Origin of the sequence: Streptosporangium sp. NPDC051023, assembly GCF_040689595.1 — a bacterium.
Taxonomy (GTDB): Bacteria; Actinomycetota; Actinomycetes; order Streptosporangiales; family Streptosporangiaceae; genus Streptosporangium.
This window is the reverse complement of sequence record NZ_JBFBCE010000101.1, coordinates 1-18,111: the sequence shown is the minus strand read 5'-3', so window position 1 is coordinate 18,111 and position 18,111 is coordinate 1. Positions and strand designations below refer to the sequence as shown.

Below are 18,111 nucleotides of genomic sequence, written 5' to 3'. Positions count from 1 at the left end.
CCATGGCAAGGGCAGGCACCGGGACAGAAGAGCCCGTGGATCTGAGAATCGAGGGTCACGTCGCGACCGTGACGTTCGATCGGCCCGACGTGCTCAACGCGGTCAGCACGCCGATGTACCGGTGCCTGCTCGAGGTCTTCGCGAAGATCGAGGATGAGGCGGACGTCCGGTGCGTCGTGGTGCGCGGGCGGGGCAGAGCCTTCAGCGTCGGCGCGGATCGGACAGAACGCGCCAGTATGACGGTCGACGACCTGCGGCGCAGGCGCAGGCTCGTGCCCCAGGTGTTCTCGGCGATGTATCACTGCTCGCGCCCCGTGATCGCACAGGTGCACGGCTACGCGCTGGGCGGTGGTCTCGAGCTGGCGCTCAGCTGCGACCTCGTGGTCGCCGCCGAGGACGCCGTCATGGGGCTCGTCGAAACGACCCTCGGCAGCATGCCCGCGGGCGGCGGCACGCAGCTGCTCCCGCGGCTCGTGGGCCTTCCCAGGGCGAAGGAGCTGATCTTCACCGGCCGTCGGTTCACCGGCGCGGAGGCCCGGCAGTGGGGGCTGGTGAACCACGCGGTGCCCGCCGCCGACCTCGAGGCCGCGGTGGACGCGCTCGCCGTCGAGATCAGCGCGGCGGCACCACTGGCGGTCGCGCAGGCCAAGCGCGCCATCGACCTGTCCACCCAGCTGGAGATCGACAGCGGGGTCGAACTGGAGGCCGAGCTGTACGAGCGGCTCCTCACGAGCACGGACCGGCTCGAAGGGCTGGCCGCGGCGCGCGAGGGCCGACCGGCGCGCTTCCGTGGCCAATGACGTGGCCAATGACGTGGCCAATGACGTGGCCAATGACGTGGCCAATGACGAGGCCAGTAACCAGGCCAGTGACGAAAGGAATGCACGGTGATCGAAAGGTTGGGATGCGCCATCGGCGGGCTGGCCGACCCGGAACACCCGGGGGACGTCGCCGCGATGGCGCGGGCTATCGAGGATGCGGGCTACGAGTCGGTGTGGTCCTATGAGGCGTTCGGCGCCGACTGCTTCACGCCGTTGGCCTGGTGGGGCTCGCATACGCGTACGGTGCGGCTCGGCACCGACATCGCCCAGATGGCGGCGCGCCCCCCGACAGGGATGGCGATGGCCGCGATGAGCCTCGACCAGCTGTCCGAGGGGCGGGCCGTGATCGGGCTCGGGCTCTCAGGGCCGCAGGTCGTCGAAGGGTGGTACGGGATGCCCTTCGAACGCCCGCTGGGCTGGACCCGGGAGTACGTCGCGATCATGCGCGCGGCCATCGCCGGGGAGCGCGTCGCGTACGAGGGCAAGACCTACCGGCTTCCTGCGGAGGGAGGATCGGGGCTGGGCCGCCCGATCCGCTCCACGCTGCGCGGCGGCCGTACCGACATCCCGATCTACCTGGGCGCTGAGGGGCCGAAGAACGTCTCGTTGACGGCCGAGATCGCCGACGGCTGGCTGCCGACGAACTTCTCGCCCAGCGCGGACGAGTGGTACCGGGAGCGGCTGGAGCTGGGCTTCGCCCGCAGGCCCGGCGGTCGGCCGGAGAACTTCGAGATCGCGCCCGCGGTGTCGGTGGCGTTCGGCCCGGACCTGGAGTCCGCCGCTGACCGGATCCGCCCGTTCATCGCCTACCAGATCGGGGCGAACGGGGCGGCGAACATGAACTTCCACCTCAACGCCGTCGCGCGGCTCGGGTTCGAGGAGGCCTGCCGCGAGATCCAGGCCAAGTTCCTCGAACGGGACCGCGAGGGCATGGTGGCCGCGGTGCCGACCGAGATGATCGAGGCGGTCGCGCTGGTCGGGCCGCCGGAGAAGATCCGGGCTGACCTGGAGACGAAGTGGAACACGTGCGTCGCGACGAGCCTGATCGCCAGGGCGCAGTTCGACGACCTGCTCCAGCTGGCCGAGGTGTTCCGCACAATCGCGGGCGCCGCGCAACGGCAGCCCGCCTGATTCGTACGACCGGTTTGGTCGGGGAGGAGTTCGCAAATGGTGGTTAGGTACGAGCACTGGATCAACGGCGGGTCTGTGCCGTCGGCGGGTGGAGAGCGGCTTACGTCGACCAGGCCCGGTACGGACGAGGCCGTGTGCGAGATCCCGTTGGGTAGCCGGGAGGACGCCGACCGGGCGGTGGCCGCTGCGCACGCCGCCTACACCGGGTGGGCGGCGGAGAAGCCGATCCGCCGCGGCCGGGTCCTGATGGCCATCGCGGCGGGGTTGCGGCGCGAGCGGCAGCGGCTCGCCGAGCTGGAGGCCGCAGAGACCGGTAAGCCGCTGCGGCAGGCGGACGTCGAGATCAGGGGCGCGGCGGCGTTCTTCGAGTTCTACGCGGGCCTGGTCAACGTGCCCGCGGGGGAGATCCTCGATCTCGGCGACGGCTACCACGGATACACGCGGCACGAGCCGTTCGGCGTGGTCGGGGTCATCACCCCGTGGAACGTCCCGCTCAACCAGGCGGCCAGGGCGGTGGCGCCGGCGCTGGCGGTCGGCAACGCCGTGGTCTGCAAGCCGTCGGAGTTCACGTCGTCGACCACGCTGGAGCTCGGGCGGATCGCCACCGAGGCCGGGCTGCCGCCGGGGGTGCTCAATGTGGTGACCGGCCTGGGCGACGTCGTGGGCAGCGCGATCGTCGAGCACCCGCATGTCCGGAAGGTCGCGTTCACGGGTTCGGTGCGCGCAGGCCGCATAGTCGGCCGGACCGCCGCTGAGAAGATCATCCCTGTCACGCTCGAGCTGGGCGGGAAGTCGCCGAACATCGTGTTCGCCGACGCCGACCTCGACGCCGCCGTCGCCGGCGCGACGAGGGCGTTCGTCGGGAACGCCGGGCAGGTCTGCTCGAACGGCACCCGTCTGCTGGTGGCCCGCGAGATCCACGACGAGTTCGTAGAGCGGCTGGTCGAACGGGTGCGGACGGTGAAACCGGGCGAGGACTACGGGTCGCAGACGACGAAGGACCAGTTCGAGAAGGTGTTGTCCTACTTCGTGGTCGCGCGCGATGAGGGCGCCACGCTGGTCACGGGCGGGCGGTCCGTCGGCGACGGGTGGTTGATCGAACCGACGGTCTACACCGGGGTGACGAACGAGATGCGGATCGCCCGCGAGGAGATCTTCGGCCCGGTCCTGGTGATCATCCCGTTCGACGACGAGGACGACGCCGTCGCCAAGGCCAACGACTCCGACTACGGTCTCGCCGCGGGCCTCTGGACGGCGGATCTCGGCCGGGCGCACCGCGTCGCGGCCGCCCTGCAGGTGGGACAGGTCTACGTCAACGAGTGGACGGCCGGGCTGATCGAGGGCCCGTTCGGCGGCTACAAGAACAGCGGCCACGGCCGGGAGAAGGGCGTCGAGGCGCTACGGCACTACACCCAGTCGAAGTTCGTGTCGGTCCGGATCGGGAAGAGCACGAGTGGCGGGTAGCCACAGCCACCACTCGTGACATGCACGGTCGCCGGGCCGGCGACCCCCGGTGAACGAGGGCAGGCGGCGGGGCGTCGCGAACGAGGGATATCGGGGGTCGCCGGCCCGGCCTGATGCGGGCTTACGTCGAGGTCGAAGGCGAGCGCTTTCGGGACCCGCGCGTCGACCGGGACGTCCCGCGCCGGCCCGCCGCCAACTGAGTGATCGACGGCGTGTCGCTGTCGGTCGCCGGCATCAGCGCCTCGACCTTCGCGGTCGAACGCGCCATGTGGGCCTGCATTGCGCTGTACGCCGCCTGCGGGTCGCCGGCGATGATCGCTTCGGCGACCGCGCGGTGTCCCGCGGCGGATTCGGCGAGACTGCCGGGCTGGCTGAGGCTGCGGAACCGCAGCAGGCGCACGCGGCCGTCGAGAACGCCCAGCGCGTCGCGTAACCCGCCGCTCCCGGCCATCGTCAGCATCTCCTCGTGCCTTTCCTCGATCATGCGGACATACGTGGGGATGTCCTCGGCCTCGGCCACCCGCTCCAGATCGGTCACCGACCGCAGCAGAGCGCTCCGCTGCTCCACGGTGCCGCGTACGGCGGCCCACGCGGCCATCATGGGTTCCAGCGCGGTCTTGATCTGGTAGACGTCGGTGATCTCCTGCGGGCTGATCTCCCGGACGAAGACGCCGACGCGCGGGGCGATGGTGACGAGACCCTCCACGCTCAACTGCTGCAGAGCGTCACGCACCGGTGTCCGGGACACGCCGAACCGCTCAGCGAGTTCGTCGGTCGAGATCCGCTCACCGGAGGCCATCGTGCCGTTGTAGATCAGCGCGCGGATCTCCTCGGCGACCACATCCTTGGCCGAGAGGATCCGGACCTGCGAATCCAACGATTTCACCTACTCCATTAGCGCTGATGTGTAGAAGCCTGAAGTAATCGTAGCCGCACGACAGGGCCTGCCACCGGCGATCGGAACGACTCATCGAGCGGCGCTGGGATGCTGATCCTTGACATGTAGTACATCAGCGCTCACACTTGAGTTCATGCGCACTTCCCTGAGACTTCGTGTTCTCTCGGCGAAGGACGTCGTCATCGAAGAGATCCGCGCGCTGATCCACAACGGCACGGTGACCTCCGGTGAGCGGATCTCGACCGACGAACTCGCTGAGCGGTTCGGCGTGTCCCGGACACCGGTGCGTGACGCTCTGCAGCAGTTGAGCGTGGAGGGTCTCGTCACCATCGCCCCGCGCGTCGGCGTCTTCGTCCGGGAGATCAGCCCGCAGGAGATCACCGACGTCTACCAGATCAAGACCGCGCTGGAACCCATGATGGCCGCGTGGGCCGCCGTACGCGGCACCCCGGAGCAACGTGCCGCGTTTCGCGGAACCTACGACGAGCTCGAACGGCTGGCTCACTCCAACGACGTCCAGGAATATGTGCGGGCGCTGGAAGAACGCCGCGAAGCCCTGCTCGCGATGGCCCGGAGCGACGGGTTGCGGGACTCGTTCGCGGTGCTCGACGGGCGCGTACGCCTGCTGCGGTTCCGCAACCTCAGCCAGCCCGGCAGGCTCACCGAGTCTGCGGCTCAGCACCGTCCCATCGCGGAGGCAATCGAGGCCGGTGACCCCGACGCCGCCTACACCGCTATGCAGAACCACATGCTGGACGCCACCGCACGGGTGCGCCTTCTCGTGGTGACGGCGCAGCCGAACGGCGACCCGGCGCCCACCGCCTACTCAAAGCTGTCGAAACGCATGGAAGGTGACAGATGATCAACAAGGTCGTGGAGTCGGCGGCCGAGGCCGTTGCCGACATCGAAAGCGGCGCCATGATTGCTTTCGGCGGCTTTGTCGGAGTGCCCGGTGTCCCGAGCACGCTGATCAAGGCAATCGCCGAGCGCGACCTGCGCGACCTGACGATCATCGCGTGCGAGTCAGGGCGCGGCCGCGCCGGCGCGCAGTCGTACGGGGCCAACCAGGGCGGCCAGCCGTACATCCCGGAGCCTGAGGACGGCGTCTACCCCGTCGGATACCTCGCCGAGCTCGGCCAGGTGAGCAAGGCGATCACCACCTTCTCGTCGCTCAACAACTCGAACTTCGACGGGCCGTTGGAGGCGGGCGTCCGGCGGGGTGACGTGGAGATCGAGCTGATCGGGCAGGGCAGCCTGTGCGAGCGGCTGCGCTGCGGGCGCGCGGGTCTCGGCGGCGTTTACACCCCGGTCGGCGCGGGCACGAAGATCGGTGAGGGCAAGGACATCCGTCATTTCGACGGCGTGCCGCACGTTCTCGAGACGGCGCTCCGCCCCGATTTCGCCATCATCTCCGCATACCAGGCCGACCGGTTCGGCAACCTCATCTACCGGTACGGCGCCCGGACGACGAACCCCGTCGTGGCCGGCAGCGGCAAGGTGACGATCGTGGAGGTCGAGGAGGTCGTCGACTATCTGGACCCGCAGCACATCGTCACTCCCAGTCCGTACGTGGACCGGATCGTACTGAGCGACAGGCGCCTCATGGTGAGGTGACCAACGGTCCAGCGAGTTCCAAGACCGAGGCGGTCGGGCGGCCTCGGGTGAATCCATCCCCTCGGGAAAGGAGTTCGGGGGACACTGCGCCCGGACCCCCGGCCAGGCCATGACGCCAACTCAATCCCCCTCCGCGCCATCCCTGACCAGGGTCGGAATCGCGCGACGCATCTCACAGGACTTCCGTGAGGGAGACGTCATCAACCTGGGCGTCGGCGTGCCCATGCTGTGCAGCCTCTTCATCGAGGATGAGGACATCCTGCTGCACAGCGAGCACGGCGTCCTCGGGCACGGCAGGACGGCTCGCACCCAGGACGAGGTCGACCCGTCGCTGGCCACGGCGGGCCGGCAGCCGATCATCCCCCGTCCCGGGATGGTCGTCATGGATCACGCGGAGTCCTTCGCCCTGATCAGGGGCGGCCACCTCGACGCGACCATCCTCGGAGCGTTCCAGGTGAGCGTGCAGGGCGACCTCGCCAACTTCTGGCTGCCCGGGGCGGTGGCGGGCGCGATCGGCGGTGCCCAGGACCTCGCGTTCTGCGCCCGGCGAGTGGTCGTCGCCATGCAGCTGCTGCCGCGCCCGCGGCGGTTCGTCAACCGGCTCGACATGGAGATGACCGCGCCGCGATGCGTCGACCGGCTGGTCACCGACATCGGCGTGATCGACCTGGAGGACGGCAGGGCGATCGTACGCGAGCTCGTGCCCGGCTGGAGCCTCGAGGACGCCCAGCGGCTCACCGAGGTGGAGCTCGTGGCCGCACCGGAGGGCATCGCCGAGGTGACGCTCAAGAGCGACAGGAATGACCTGTGGAACGCGGCATAGCGGGCGGCCGGACCGTCGAGACCGTGCGCGGCCCGGTCTCGGCGTCGGAACTGGGGCGGATCCTGCCGCACGAACACGTGGTCTGCGACCTCATCAAGGACCGGCCGCGGCCCGATCCAACCCTGGACGAGTCCGAGGACGCCGTTGCCGACCTCAAGGAGTTCAAGGCGGCGGGCGGCAGCACGATCATCGACTGCACGAACAACGGCCTGGGGAGGAACCCGGGTCTGCTGCGTTCGGTGTCGGAGCAGACCGGCGTGCACATCGTGATGGGCTGCGGCTGGTACCGCGAGTCCTTCTACGAGGAGGACATGAACAAGGTCAGCGTCGCGGAGCTGACCGAGGTCCTGCTCGAGGACATCAGGACCGGGGTGCACGGCATTCGGCCGGGCGTGATCGGAGAGATCGGGGCCGACCACGGCTACTTGTCCGCGGTCGAGGAGCGGGTACTGCGCGCTGCGGCCAGGGCCCAGAAGGAGACCGGTCTCGGGCTCGTCCTGCACGCGGTGAAGAGCGACGTCGGGAGATGGCAGCTCGACGTGCTCGAGGAAGAGGGCTGCGACCTGCGGCGGGTCGCCGTGGCCCACTGCGACATGTATCCCTACCTCGACTACCACGAGCTGCTCGCGAAACGCGGCGCGCTGGTGAGCTACGACCGCAACGGCCCCCGCAACCCCCACCAGCAGGAACGGCGCATCCGCAACATGGTGGAGTTCATCCGCCGGGGCTGGGCGTCGCACCTGTTGATCTCCCATGACGTGTGCATTCCGGGGGATCGCGGCAGTGCGGGCGGACCCGGATACGCATACGTGCTGAAGCAGGTCGTGCCCGATCTGCGGAAGGCCGGGGTTCCCGACGACGTCATCGAATCCATCATCGTGGACAACCCCGTGCGCCTTCTCGTCGGCTCCTGACCGCGCAGATCCATCCGATTCCCGATTCCAGCCATGTCCCATCGACGTCAGGAGAAAGCGAGTGGCTGACAACGCAGAGGTAGTGCTGTGCCGGACCGACGGCCGGGTGCGCGTGATCACCCTCAACCGTCCCCAGGTCCGCAATGCGCTGAACAGCGAGCTGATGCGGCGCTTCCATCAGGCGGTGGACGACGCCGTCGCCGACCCGGATGTGGGCGCGATCGTCATCACCGGCAACGGCCCCGCGTTCTCGGCGGGCGCCGACCTCAAGGAGGCCGGGACGAGCCCCCGGCCGGACGACCTGTGGGACCGGTACGCGCAGGCGATCGACAACGACCGGATCTACGAGCGGTTGTCGCGGGTGCCGAAGCCGGTGATCGCCGCGGTCAACGGGTTCGCCGTGGGGGGCGGTTGCGCGCTCGCGGTGTCGTGCGACGTCGTCATCGCGGCCGACACGGCGCGGTTCAGCTATCCCGAGACCAATCACGGGATCGCCCCGGTCACGGTGGCGGTCGGCCTGAGCCGCGTGGTCGGGCGCCTCCAGGCCCTCGACCTGCTGCTTTCCGGCCGTTTCGTCGACGCGGCCGAGGCCCACGCGATGGGCATGGTCACCCGGGTCGTTCCCGCCGCCGACCTGATGACCGAGGCCGTCGGCTACGCGCAGGCCCTGGCGGAGAAGTCGCCGACCGCGATCCGCCTCACAAAGCGGGTCTTCCGGGCCGTCCAGGAGCTCGATTACGACCACGCTTTCGAGTACGCCCGCGACGTCAGCCTGATGACCCGCGAGGGGATGTCCGGCGGCCACGGGGCGGCGGGGGCGCCGACCGGCCAGGGGAACCCGGCGGCGGTCATCCGTACGACGGAATGACCATTGCGTATGTGATATTTCACGTGTAACATTCAAAGATACACCGCAAGCGAAATCAACCCAGCGCGGTTTCTATCAATCGGGGACGGGATCGCCGCCGTCTCGGCACGGCCCGTATCAATAATTCCTTGGACTTTCGGAATCGGGTCAGTGCCCGAGACATGGGAGTGAACGATGAAGGTAAGCGGACTTCAAACCCGCCTGGTCGCCCCTGCCGCGCTCGTCGCGGTCTTGGCGGTCACCAGCTGTGGTGGCAGCGGTTCGACGACACAGGAGCGGCCGACCATCCGATGGGGCGTGGCCACCGAGGGCATCACGACGATGGACCCGGTCCGCGCCGTACAGCCGGTCGACCGCAGCCTGTCGATGATGCTGTTCGACGGCCTCGTCCGTTATCAGTCGGGCAACGCGACGGCGCCGTTCGAGGCGGGGATCGCGAAGGAGATCCCACAGCCCACGACGCAGGACGGCAAGCAGGTCTGGACGATCGCGCTCCGCGCGGGAGTGAAGTGCCCCGCAGGCCAGAAGACCCCGGCGTACGACCTGACGTCCGACGACGTGGTGTTCTCGCTGAAGCGGGCGGCCAACCCCGAAACGTCGACGTTCGCCTCGGTGTTCGCCGCCTATGACACGGTCGAGGCGGTGGACGCCGGCACCGTGAAGGTGACGATGAAGCACCCGGTTTCACCCGCCGCGTTCCTGCCGACGATCTCGAACTGGCAGGGCGGGCTCGTGGTGTGCAAGAAGGCGGTGGAAGCCGAAGGCGAGGACTTCGGCAAGCATCCGGTGGGGCCGGGGCCGTTCAAGTTCGAGAGCTGGACCCCGGGCCAGCGCATCAAGTTGCTGGCGAACGACGACTACTACCTGGGCAAGCCGCTGTCCGCCGGGTGGGACATCCGGTTCATGGCGGACGACACGGCCCGGCAGGCCGCCTTGTTCGGCGGCGACCTCGACGTCGCGGCGCCCACCGCGACCGGTGACAAGGGCCTCGAGGTCATCGACTCCCGGAAGGGGTTCAAGGTCGTCGAGGCTCCGCTCTTCGGCACCTGGTACCTGCTGTTCAACACGAAGGTCGGCCCGACCGCCAATCCAGAGGTGCGCAAGGCGCTGGCGTACGCGGTGAACCGCGCCGACTACGTGGCCTTGACCGGGCAGCGGACCGCGAAGCCGACGCTCAGCGTGTGGGGGGCCCAGCTGCCGGGCGGAATCCCCGACTCGCACGTGGAGCAGGCCGGCCTGGCCTACAACTTCGACCTGGCGAAGGCGCGTCAGATGCTCGCAGCGGCGGGATATCCCAACGGCTTCGACGTCACCGTCACCGCGCCCAGCAACGCGACCACCTTCCAGGTCCTTCAGGCCCAGATGAAGGAGGTCGGCGTCAACGTCAAGATCAAGAGCGTGGACGTGCCCACCTGGCAGACGGCGATCATGAGTGGTCAGGAGCCGCTCATGCTCACTCTCATCTCCTACCGGCCCACGCCGCAGATCCCGTTCACGGACTTCTTCTACGGACCCTCGGCCGTACGGGGCGGTAAGCACCCGGCGCAGAACTTCGGCGGATACGACGGGGCCGACGCCCTGATCGAGAAGGCGTCCGAGACGTCCGACTCCGCGGAGCAGGCGCGGCTGTGGCAGGAGATCAACGACAAGATCCTCGCGGACGCCGCGGCGAAGCCGCTCTTCGTGGCCTACCAGGCATACGGTGCGGTCTGCGGGTTCACCATGGGCGGCGTCGAGCCGCCGGCCACGATTCCCGGCAACTGGCAGCCGAGTTACAAGGCCACCGTCGAAGCCCAAGCGAACAACTGCTGATCCCGTGCTGTGCGGAAGAGAGGTGCTGTAGTGGCCGAGGTCGAATTCCAGGTCGTGACCGATGGTGTCGGCGTCATCACGCTGAATCGGCCGGAGAAGCTCAACGCGTTCAACTTCGAGATGCACCGGCAGTTGGCGGCGGTGCTCACCGGCGATGAGCTGCAGGACTGCCGCGCGGTCGTGCTGCGGGCCGAGGGCCGGGCGTTCTGCGGCGGCACCGACCTCAGCGAGCTGGGCAACCAGCTAGGGCAGAGTCGGACGCCCTCGTTCGAGGTGTCCACCGGCACCGAGATGTCGCACAATTTCCGGTACGCACGGCCCGTGATCATCGCGGCGGTGCAGGGCTACGCGCTGGGTCTCGGGACGCTGGTCGTGAACCTCACCGACCTCGTGATCGCGAGCGAGGACGCCGTGTTCGGGCACCCGGAGGTCACGCACGGCCTCGTCCAGGGCAACGGCATCCCGCGGCTGCGCGAGGTCGTCGGCACGCGGGCGGCGATGTCGATGCTCGTCACCGGCCGACGCGTGCCGGCGGACGAGGCCCTGCGGATCGGCATCGTGAACGAGGTCGTGCCCGCTGAGCGGCTCGAGGAACGAGCCATGGAGGTGGCGCGGCAGATCGCGGCGAACCCGACCTACGCGGTGCACATGGCGAAGAGGTTCTTCTACGAATCCGCAGAGATCCCCTACGGCGCCGCCGTCCAGGCGGGCTACCGGGTCATGCGCACCGCGCAGCTGGCGAGGCGGGAGAACGAGGCGAACTTCCAGTGGTGACCACGCCGCGGGTGCTGGTCGGGCCGGAAGGAGCACCAAGTGATCGATAGGCTCGCCTGCTCGATCTACACGCTGGGTGCCGACGCCGCCGAGGTCGCCGAGGCCGCGGGTTACGAGTCGGGGTGGACGTCGGAGTCGTACGGCACCGACTCCTTCACCCCCCTGGCCTGGTGGGGCGCCAAGACCCGGACGATGCGTCTCGGCACGGGCGTCGCGCAGATGGCGGCCCGCGCCCCGACCGCGACCGCGATGGCCGCCATGACGCTGGACCGGCTCTCCGGCGGGCGCGTGGTCGTCGGTCTGGGGTTGTCCGGCCCGCAGGTGGTCGAGGGGTGGTACGGGATGCCCTTCGAACGGCCGCTGCGGTGGACCCGCGAGTACGTCACGATCATGCGTGACACGTTCGCGCGGGAGCGGGTCGCCCACCGCGGCGAGATCTACAAGCTCCCGGTGACCGGCGGAACCGGGTTAGGGCGCTCGATCCGCACGGGTATCCGGGACGCCCGCACCGACATCCCCATCTACCTGGGCGCGGAGGGGCCGAAGAACATCTCGCTGGCCGCCGAGATCGCCGACGGCTGGCTGCCGACGAACTTCTCCCCGGAGTTCGACCACTGGTACCGGGAACGCCTCGAGATCGGTTTCCGCCGCAGGCCGGGAGGGCGCCCCGAGAACTTCGAGGTGGCTCCCGGCGTGTTCGTCGCGTTCGGGCCGGACGTCGAGACGGCCGCCGACCAGCTCCGGCCGGGCATCGCCTTCCAGGTCGCGGCCAACGGCGCGGAAGGCATGAACTTCCACTACAACTCCATCGCCAGGCTCGGCTTCGAGGAGCCGTGCAAGGAGATCATCGAGCGGTTCAAGGCCCGTGATCGCGAGGGCATGGCGGCCGCTGTGCCCACGGAGATGGTCGAGGCGATCGCGCTGGTCGGCCCACCCGAGAAAGTCCAGCGGGACCTCGAGACGCGGTGGCACAACTGCGTCGCCACGACGCTCATCGCACGGACCTCCGTGCGGAACCTTCCCGTGCTCGCCGACGTGTTCGCGGCATCGCGAGCCGCCTGCGGCGCACCCGTGGCCTCACGAGCGGAGAACGGCTGATGGCACGCTACTTCCTGAAGCTGTTCGGGCGGTTGCTGCTGACCCTGGCGGTGGTTTCCACCGCCGTCTTCTTCCTGATCCGGCTCACCCCCGGCGGTCCCGCCGTGGCCATGCTGGGCCAGGACGCGTCCCCGGACGCGGTGGCGCGGCTCAACGAGAAGCTCGGGCTCACCGACCCGGTGTTCCTGCAGTACTGGAAGTTCCTGACGCAGCTCGCCCAGGGCAACCTCGGCGAGTCGCTCACCAACGGCCTGCCGGTGAGCGAGACGATCCTGAGTGTGCTCCCGCACACGCTCGAGCTCGCTGTGGCGGCGCTCATCATCGGCAATCTCGGCGGGATCACCCTCGGCATCGTGGAAGCGGTGTGGAAGGACAGGTCGCCCGACGTCGTCGGGCGGGTCCTGTCGCTGATCGGGCTGTCCTTCCCGAGCTTCTTCGTCGCCGTGCTGCTGGTCCTGTTCATCGCGCTGCCGCTCGGCCTGCCGACCAACGGGGTCGCCCCCTTCACGGAGCTCGGCTCGAACCTGCAACGCATCCTGTTGCCCGCGCTGGCCATGGGGATCGTGAGCACCGCCTTCCTCTCCCGGGTCACCCGCTCGCTCATGGTCGAGGTCATCGGGGAGAACCACGTCCGTACGGCGCGGGCGAAAGGGGTGCGGGAGGGCCGCGTCCTGGTGCGCCACGTGCTCCAGCCCGGCTCGCTTCCGCTCGTCCCGATCACCGGCATCTCGTTCATCACCCTGGTGGGGGACGCGGTGCTCATCGAGACGGTGTTCGCCCGCCCGGGGCTGGGCAGCCTGATGGTCAACGCCATGCAGGCACGTGACTACACGACCGTGCAGGGCTGCATCATCGTGGTCACCACGGTGATCGTCCTCGTGAACGCGGCCGTCGACGCCTTCTACCACGTCCTCGACCCCCGAACCAAGACGGCGTGAGGTCCCCCATGAATCCGATAAATCTCCGGCCGCTCTGTATCCCCAGCCCTCGGCGCCCGAGTGACGTCGAGACGACACGAATGCCGGTACGAGCATGACGACGAACGACTCGGGAGCGGTGGTGACAGCCGACGTCCCCCCGCCGGGCAAGGGTGGCTCACGAGATGCCTCGAAGCCCCGGAGGCGGAGACTGCGCAGGCTCAATCCGCTGCTGGTCATCGGCGGGCTGATAATCGCCTTTCTGGTGTTCGTCGCGCTCTTTCCGACCCTGTTCACCTCTCAGGACCCGGCGCACCAGGATCTGACGGCCCAGCTGGAGCCGCCAAGTGCCGAACACTGGCTCGGCCGCGACCAGTTCGGCCGGGACATCTACACGCGGCTGATCCACGGCACTCAAGCCTCGATGATCATCGGGGTGTCGTCGGTGCTGCTGGGAATGGCGGTGGGTGTTCCGGTCGGGATGATCGCCGGCTACTTCCGGGGGAAGACCGAGCGCGTGATCATGTGGATCGTCGACGTGCTGATGGCGTTCCCCGGGCTCATCCTCGCCCTGCTCTTCGTCGCCCTGTTCGGGCAGGGAACCTGGAACATCACGCTGGCGATCGTGATCGGGATCGTCCCGGTGTTCGCACGGCTCGCGCACGGTCCCACCCTGGCGTTCAGGGAGCGGGAGTTCGTGAAGAGCAGCATCGTGTTCGGGGCGCGGGCGCCGTGGATCCTGTACAAGCACATCTGGCCCAACCTGCGCGGCGAGATGGTGGTCATCGCCAGCATGACCGCGGCCGTGACGATCCGGATCGAGGCGGGCTTGAGCTTCCTCGGCCTCGGCCTGCCGCCGCCCACGGCCACGTGGGGTGGAATGCTCCGCGACGGCACCACCTACCTGCAGACAGACCCGTTGTTCTCGCTGGTGCCCGGATTGGCGATCTTCATCGCCGCCCTGGGCTTCAATCTCCTCGGTGACGGACTGCGGGATGCCCTGGATCCCCGGACCGCGAACAATTGACCTGCCGGAGACCGGCCGACCCGAAGGTGTGTCGATGACCGACATGACCGAATCCGAAATCCACGACCGTCCGCAGACCCCGGCGTCGGACGGATGCCTGTCCGTGCGGAACCTGACGACGGTGTTCACCACCAAGCGCGGGACCGTGGCGGCGGTGACCGATGTGAGCTTCGACCTGCGTGCCGGGGAGACGCTGGGGATCGTCGGCGAGTCCGGGTCGGGCAAGAGCGTGACCGCGATGTCGGCCCTCGGGCTGATCCCGCAGCCCCCGGGCAAGGTCGTGTCCGGCGAGATCTGGGTGGGCGGGAAGAACCTGCTGGCGCTCGATCGCCGCAGCCTGCGGGCGGCGAGCGGGTCGGACATAGCAATGATCTTCCAGGACCCGATGACCTCGCTCAACCCCGTCCATCGGATCGGAGCGCAGATCGCCGAGGGGATCCTGACCCATCAGCGCAGGCCGTCGAAGGCCGACAAGGAGGCGGCCCGGCGCCGGGCCGTCGAGCTGCTCGCGGCCGTCGGGGTGCCGGCGCCGGAGCGGCGCGCCCGGCAGTATCCGCACGAGCTGTCCGGCGGCATGCGGCAGCGGGTGATGATCGCCATGGCCATGAGCTGCGACCCGAAGGTGCTCATCGCCGACGAGCCGACCACCGCGCTCGACGCCACGATCCAGGCGCAGATCATGCGGCTGCTGCGCGAGGTGCAGCAGCGCACCAACGTCGGGATCATGCTGATCACCCACGACATCGGCCTGGTGGCGCAGAACGTCGACCGCGTCCTGGTCATGTACGCGGGGCGGGTGGTCGAGATGGGCACGGTCGAGGAGGTGCTCGGAAACCCCAAGCACCCCTACACCGTCGGCCTGCTCCGGTGCACGCCGAGCCGGCTGCCGGCGGACTCCGTCCGGCGGCGGCTCACGCCGATCCACGGCCTTCCGCCCAACCCGACGGACCTGCCCCCCGGATGCTCCTTCGCGCCCAGGTGCAGCCTCCGCGGCGACCGGGAGCGGTGCCTCCTGGAACAGCCGGAGCTGCGCCCGGCGCCGACGGACGACCATCGGTCCGCATGCCACTTCCTTGAAGAGGTCACCCCCTGAGCGTGCCCCCACGCTCGTGCTCGACGGTGAGGAGTCTGAGCTCATGTTCCACAGCACACAGCAAGATGTGGTGGACCCCACGGAACCGGTCGGCGAGGAGCTGCTGCGGATCGAGGGACTTAAGATCCACTTTCCGCTCGGCAGGCGCAGACGCGGCCAGTACGCCGAGACGGTGTACGCCGTCGACGGAGTGGACTTCACGCTGGACAAGGGCCAGACCGTCTCGCTCGTCGGGGAGTCGGGGTGCGGCAAGTCGACCGTCGCACGGTCGCTCGTCGGGCTGGTCCGCCCGACCGCCGGGTCCATCCGGTACAAGGGCATGGACCTGAGGACCGCGAGCCGGAGCCAGATGCGGATGCTGCGGCGGGAGGTGCAGATCGTCTTCCAGGACCCGTTCGCGTCGGTCAACCCGCGGATGCGGGTGCGGGACATCATCGAGGAGCCCCTCCGCGTGCAGGGGATCGAACGGGACAAGTTCGTGGCCGAAGAGCTCCTGGAGATGGTCGGGCTCCAGCCCGTGTACGCGAACAGGTTCCCGCACGAGTTCTCCGGCGGGCAGATGCAGCGCATCGGCATCGCGCGTGCGCTCGCGCTGAAGCCGCGGGTGCTGGTGCTCGACGAGCCGATCTCCGCGCTCGACGTGTCGATCCAGGCCCAGATCATCAACCTGCTCATGGACCTGCAGGACGAGCTGGGACTGTCCTACCTGCTCATCGCGCACGACGTGGCCGTTGTGCGCGCCGTCAGCCACCGCGTGCTGGTGATGTACCTGGGCCGGATCGTCGAGGCAGGGCCGGAGGTGCTGTCCGATCCCGGCCACCCGTACACGCAGGCGCTGCTGAGCGCCATCCCCTCGGCTGAGGTCAGCTCCCGCGGCTCCAGGAAAGAGATCATCCTTGAGGGCGACGTCCCCAGCCCGACCGATCCGCCGAGCGGCTGCCGGTTCCGCACCCGGTGCTGGAAGGCCGCCGACGTGTGCGCGGAGGAGGAACCCGGACTGCTCGACCGCACCGGGCTCGGCGCACTCAACGCCTGCCACTTTCCCGTCCGCGAGTAGAAGGGGACTTCCCCCCCGGGCGACCCGCCCGTGCCAGGCGCACAATGGCGAAGGCCCGGAAGCCGTACGGCTTCCGGGCCTTTCTACGCGCCAGATCTATTGGCGGTAGATGTGGTACACCTTCTGGAAGGTCTCGTGGACGGTCCAGGTGCCCTTCCAGCCGATGGGGAACACCGCACTCGACCCGGGCGTGAGCTTGACGGGTTCGCCGCCGTCCTCCTGCACGGTCATGCTGCCGGACAGCACGTAGATGGACTCCTCCCGGTTGGGGTACTCCCAACGGGACGCTCCCGGCGCGCACTCCCAGTGGCCGATGATGAATTTCTTGTCCTCGCTGATGTGCAGGACGCGGTTGCGGGTGAGAATCTCAGCCGGCTCGATGGGCGTGGCGCTCGGCGGCACGAGCGGCCGCTGCTTCGCATCGCTCAAATCGAGTTCTGCAGGGAGAAAGTTCTGCGTCATGGATCGCTCCTCACTTCGTCTGGATCGCCGGACGGCCTGGCCCCGATCCTCGCCGGGGCCGACGACGGCGCTACGTGACGTCTTCTTTTGAATTCTACACTTGATATATCACATGTCAAATATGGTGCATATCGAGGGCGGTGGCCGTCGTCATCCGTGTGCCCCGCCGATCGGCGTGCTGACCGGCTGGCCGCTTTCGGCCTCCCGGGCGGTCGCGCGGGGGAGGCCGAGGACACGCTCGAGCCAGGAGTCGCGGGCGGCCTTCGACGCCCGGCTGACCGTGGCGTCGGGGGCCTGCTCCGTGAAGCCGTGGAACGCCCCCGCCCAGATGTGCAGCTCGGCCTGGCCGCCGACCGCCCAGATGCGTGTCGCGTAGTCGACGGCCTCGTCGCGGAACACCTCGCAGGCGCCCGCGTCGATGTAGGCGGGCGGGAGACCGGACAGGTCGGTCGCCCGCGACGGCGCGGCGTACGGGGACACCTCCGGGCCGCCCGCGTCGTCACCCAGCAGGAAACGCCAGCCCCAGAGGTTGCTGTTGCGGTCCCACCAGCCGATCCCGTCGTACTGGTAACTCGACGCCGTGGTGTTCCGGTCGTCGATCATCGGGCAGTACAGCCCCTGCCCGGCGATGGCGGGCCCACCCCGGTCGCGCGCCAGCAGCGACACGCCCGCGGCGAGGCCGCCGCCCGCGCTGCGCCCCATCACGACGATCCGTCCTGGGTCGAAGCCCAGTTCGTCGGCGTGTTCGGAGACCCAGACGAGGCCCGCGTAGCAGTCCTCGACCGGTGCGGGATGCGGGTGCTCGGGTGCGAGCCGGTACTCGACCGAGACCGCGACGAGCCCGTAGATGTCGACGAGCTCCACGAAGCTTTCCATGGACCAGAACCGGTTGCCCATGCACATCCCGCCGCCGTGGATGTTGTACAGCGCGGCCGGAGTCGTGACCCCGCCCTTCGGGCGCAGGATGGAGACGGTGAGGTCCGGGGCTCCGGCCGGGCCCGGGATCACCCGGTCCTCGAACTCCACCGGGCGGCCGCCGAGGATCTCCTCGATGGGCTTGGTCATCAACCCGCCGCCGTCGCGCTGCGCGCGTACGGTCTCCGGGCCGAGCGGCGGGCCCCCGCCGGTGTGGAGCGCCTGGTAGACGGGCAGGAGATCGGGGTCGAACGGGACGGGTGTCACGGTCATCGGGTGGCTACTCCTTTGGATGTCGGACAGGGGAAACGGCCGCGAGCTCGACCTGCCGCTGTTCATCCCATTCTTTGCATATACTAGATGTGATGTATTAGACTTCCGATTGGGTGGTGTGGGTACCTGGGCCGGACGGCATATGCCGTC

The 18,111-nt window shown here is 68.8% G+C and carries 18 protein-coding genes; 15 read left to right on the top strand and 3 right to left on the bottom strand.

Translation table 11 applies throughout. The features are described 5' to 3' along the window. The first annotated feature begins 35 nt into the window (after positions 1–35). From AB0395_RS41050 to AB0395_RS41040, 3 genes are all read left to right on the top strand, one after another. Positions 36–800, top strand: a complete 765-nt coding sequence (locus tag AB0395_RS41050) for an enoyl-CoA hydratase-related protein (RefSeq protein WP_366291403.1) — start codon at positions 36–38, stop codon at positions 798–800. Positions 801–887: 87 nt separating this feature from the next. Then, complete coding sequence (locus tag AB0395_RS41045; RefSeq protein WP_366291401.1) at positions 888–1,952, top strand: LLM class F420-dependent oxidoreductase; 1,065 nt, start codon at positions 888–890, stop codon at positions 1,950–1,952. Positions 1,953–1,988: 36 nt separating this feature from the next. Further along, the gene (locus AB0395_RS41040; protein ID WP_366291399.1) at positions 1,989–3,416 is read left to right on the top strand and encodes an aldehyde dehydrogenase family protein; all 1,428 of its coding nucleotides are present in this window, start codon (positions 1,989–1,991) and stop codon (positions 3,414–3,416) included. A gap of 121 nt (positions 3,417–3,537) precedes the next feature. Here the strand turns inward: AB0395_RS41040 and AB0395_RS41035 are convergent, their stop codons facing one another. Next, complete coding sequence (locus tag AB0395_RS41035; RefSeq protein ID WP_366291396.1) at positions 3,538–4,302, bottom strand: GntR family transcriptional regulator; 765 nt, start codon at positions 4,300–4,302, stop codon at positions 3,538–3,540. Between the two features lie 145 nt (positions 4,303–4,447). Between AB0395_RS41035 and AB0395_RS41030 the strand changes: the two genes are divergently transcribed. The 12 genes from AB0395_RS41030 (at position 4,448) to AB0395_RS40975 (ending at position 16,311) form a co-directional block, all read left to right on the top strand. Further along, entirely contained in the window at positions 4,448–5,176 is a 729-nt protein-coding gene (locus AB0395_RS41030) for a GntR family transcriptional regulator (RefSeq protein WP_366291393.1), read from the top strand. Beyond that, positions 5,173–5,928, top strand: a complete 756-nt coding sequence (locus AB0395_RS41025; protein WP_366291390.1) for a 3-oxoacid CoA-transferase subunit A — start codon at positions 5,173–5,175, stop codon at positions 5,926–5,928. The genes AB0395_RS41030 and AB0395_RS41025 overlap by 4 nt, the downstream gene beginning before the upstream one ends. Positions 5,929–6,037: 109 nt before the next feature. Beyond that, positions 6,038–6,751, top strand: coding sequence for a CoA-transferase (locus AB0395_RS41020; RefSeq protein WP_366291387.1), 714 nt, complete (start codon positions 6,038–6,040; stop codon positions 6,749–6,751). Then, positions 6,736–7,665, top strand: a complete 930-nt coding sequence (locus AB0395_RS41015; RefSeq protein ID WP_366291384.1) for a hypothetical protein — start codon at positions 6,736–6,738, stop codon at positions 7,663–7,665. Before AB0395_RS41020 ends, AB0395_RS41015 begins: the two co-directional genes overlap by 16 nt. A gap of 61 nt (positions 7,666–7,726) precedes the next feature. Next, positions 7,727–8,533, top strand: a complete 807-nt coding sequence (locus AB0395_RS41010) for an enoyl-CoA hydratase/isomerase family protein (RefSeq protein ID WP_366291381.1) — start codon at positions 7,727–7,729, stop codon at positions 8,531–8,533. Between the two features lie 174 nt (positions 8,534–8,707). Beyond that, complete coding sequence (locus AB0395_RS41005) at positions 8,708–10,345, top strand: ABC transporter substrate-binding protein (protein WP_366291378.1); 1,638 nt, start codon at positions 8,708–8,710, stop codon at positions 10,343–10,345. Positions 10,346–10,375: 30 nt separating this feature from the next. Continuing rightward, entirely contained in the window at positions 10,376–11,119 is a 744-nt protein-coding gene (locus tag AB0395_RS41000; protein WP_366291375.1) for an enoyl-CoA hydratase/isomerase family protein, read from the top strand. A 39-nt stretch (positions 11,120–11,158) separates the two neighbouring features. After that, positions 11,159–12,217, top strand: coding sequence for an LLM class F420-dependent oxidoreductase (locus AB0395_RS40995; protein WP_366291372.1), 1,059 nt, complete (start codon positions 11,159–11,161; stop codon positions 12,215–12,217). Further along, positions 12,217–13,155: an ABC transporter permease gene (locus tag AB0395_RS40990; RefSeq protein WP_366291370.1), complete on the top strand. Its 939-nt coding sequence runs from the start codon at positions 12,217–12,219 to the stop codon at positions 13,153–13,155. The genes AB0395_RS40995 and AB0395_RS40990 overlap by 1 nt, the downstream gene beginning before the upstream one ends. A gap of 94 nt (positions 13,156–13,249) precedes the next feature. Next, the gene (locus AB0395_RS40985) at positions 13,250–14,161 is read left to right on the top strand and encodes an ABC transporter permease (RefSeq protein WP_366291368.1); all 912 of its coding nucleotides are present in this window, start codon (positions 13,250–13,252) and stop codon (positions 14,159–14,161) included. Positions 14,162–14,204: 43 nt separating this feature from the next. Further along, a complete protein-coding gene (locus tag AB0395_RS40980) occupies positions 14,205–15,254 on the top strand; it encodes an ABC transporter ATP-binding protein (protein ID WP_366291365.1) in 1,050 nt (349 codons plus the stop codon). Positions 15,255–15,297: 43 nt separating this feature from the next. Further along, entirely contained in the window at positions 15,298–16,311 is a 1,014-nt protein-coding gene (locus tag AB0395_RS40975; RefSeq protein ID WP_366291362.1) for an oligopeptide/dipeptide ABC transporter ATP-binding protein, read from the top strand. A gap of 96 nt (positions 16,312–16,407) precedes the next feature. On the opposite strand, the gene AB0395_RS40970 is transcribed toward AB0395_RS40975, so the two are convergent. Both AB0395_RS40970 and AB0395_RS40965 read right to left on the bottom strand, forming a co-directional pair. Then, complete coding sequence (locus tag AB0395_RS40970) at positions 16,408–16,773, bottom strand: cupin domain-containing protein (protein ID WP_366291359.1); 366 nt, start codon at positions 16,771–16,773, stop codon at positions 16,408–16,410. Positions 16,774–16,923: 150 nt separating this feature from the next. Then, positions 16,924–17,961 carry an alpha/beta hydrolase gene (locus tag AB0395_RS40965; protein WP_366291356.1) on the bottom strand — a complete coding sequence of 346 codons (1,038 nt, stop codon included), beginning with the start codon at positions 17,959–17,961 and terminating at the stop codon, positions 16,924–16,926. Positions 17,962–18,111 lie beyond the last annotated feature (150 nt).

What these genes read in the sequence shown, in the direction of transcription:
- AB0395_RS40975 (WP_366291362.1), top strand. Translation starts at nt 15,298, where the DNA reads ATGTTCCACAGCACACAGCAAGATGTGGTGGACCCCACGGAACCGGTC.
- AB0395_RS40990 (WP_366291370.1), top strand. Translation starts at nt 12,217, where the DNA reads ATGGCACGCTACTTCCTGAAGCTGTTCGGGCGGTTGCTGCTGACCCTG.
- AB0395_RS40980 (WP_366291365.1), top strand. Translation starts at nt 14,205, where the DNA reads ATGACCGAATCCGAAATCCACGACCGTCCGCAGACCCCGGCGTCGGAC.
- AB0395_RS40985 (WP_366291368.1), top strand. Translation starts at nt 13,250, where the DNA reads ATGACGACGAACGACTCGGGAGCGGTGGTGACAGCCGACGTCCCCCCG.
- AB0395_RS41040 (WP_366291399.1), top strand. Translation starts at nt 1,989, where the DNA reads ATGGTGGTTAGGTACGAGCACTGGATCAACGGCGGGTCTGTGCCGTCG.
- AB0395_RS41005 (WP_366291378.1), top strand. Translation starts at nt 8,708, where the DNA reads ATGAAGGTAAGCGGACTTCAAACCCGCCTGGTCGCCCCTGCCGCGCTC.
- AB0395_RS40965 (WP_366291356.1), bottom strand. Translation starts at nt 17,961, where the DNA reads ATGACCGTGACACCCGTCCCGTTCGACCCCGATCTCCTGCCCGTCTAC.
- AB0395_RS41020 (WP_366291387.1), top strand. Translation starts at nt 6,038, where the DNA reads ATGACGCCAACTCAATCCCCCTCCGCGCCATCCCTGACCAGGGTCGGA.
- AB0395_RS41025 (WP_366291390.1), top strand. Translation starts at nt 5,173, where the DNA reads ATGATCAACAAGGTCGTGGAGTCGGCGGCCGAGGCCGTTGCCGACATC.
- AB0395_RS41030 (WP_366291393.1), top strand. Translation starts at nt 4,448, where the DNA reads ATGCGCACTTCCCTGAGACTTCGTGTTCTCTCGGCGAAGGACGTCGTC.
- AB0395_RS40970 (WP_366291359.1), bottom strand. Translation starts at nt 16,773, where the DNA reads ATGACGCAGAACTTTCTCCCTGCAGAACTCGATTTGAGCGATGCGAAG.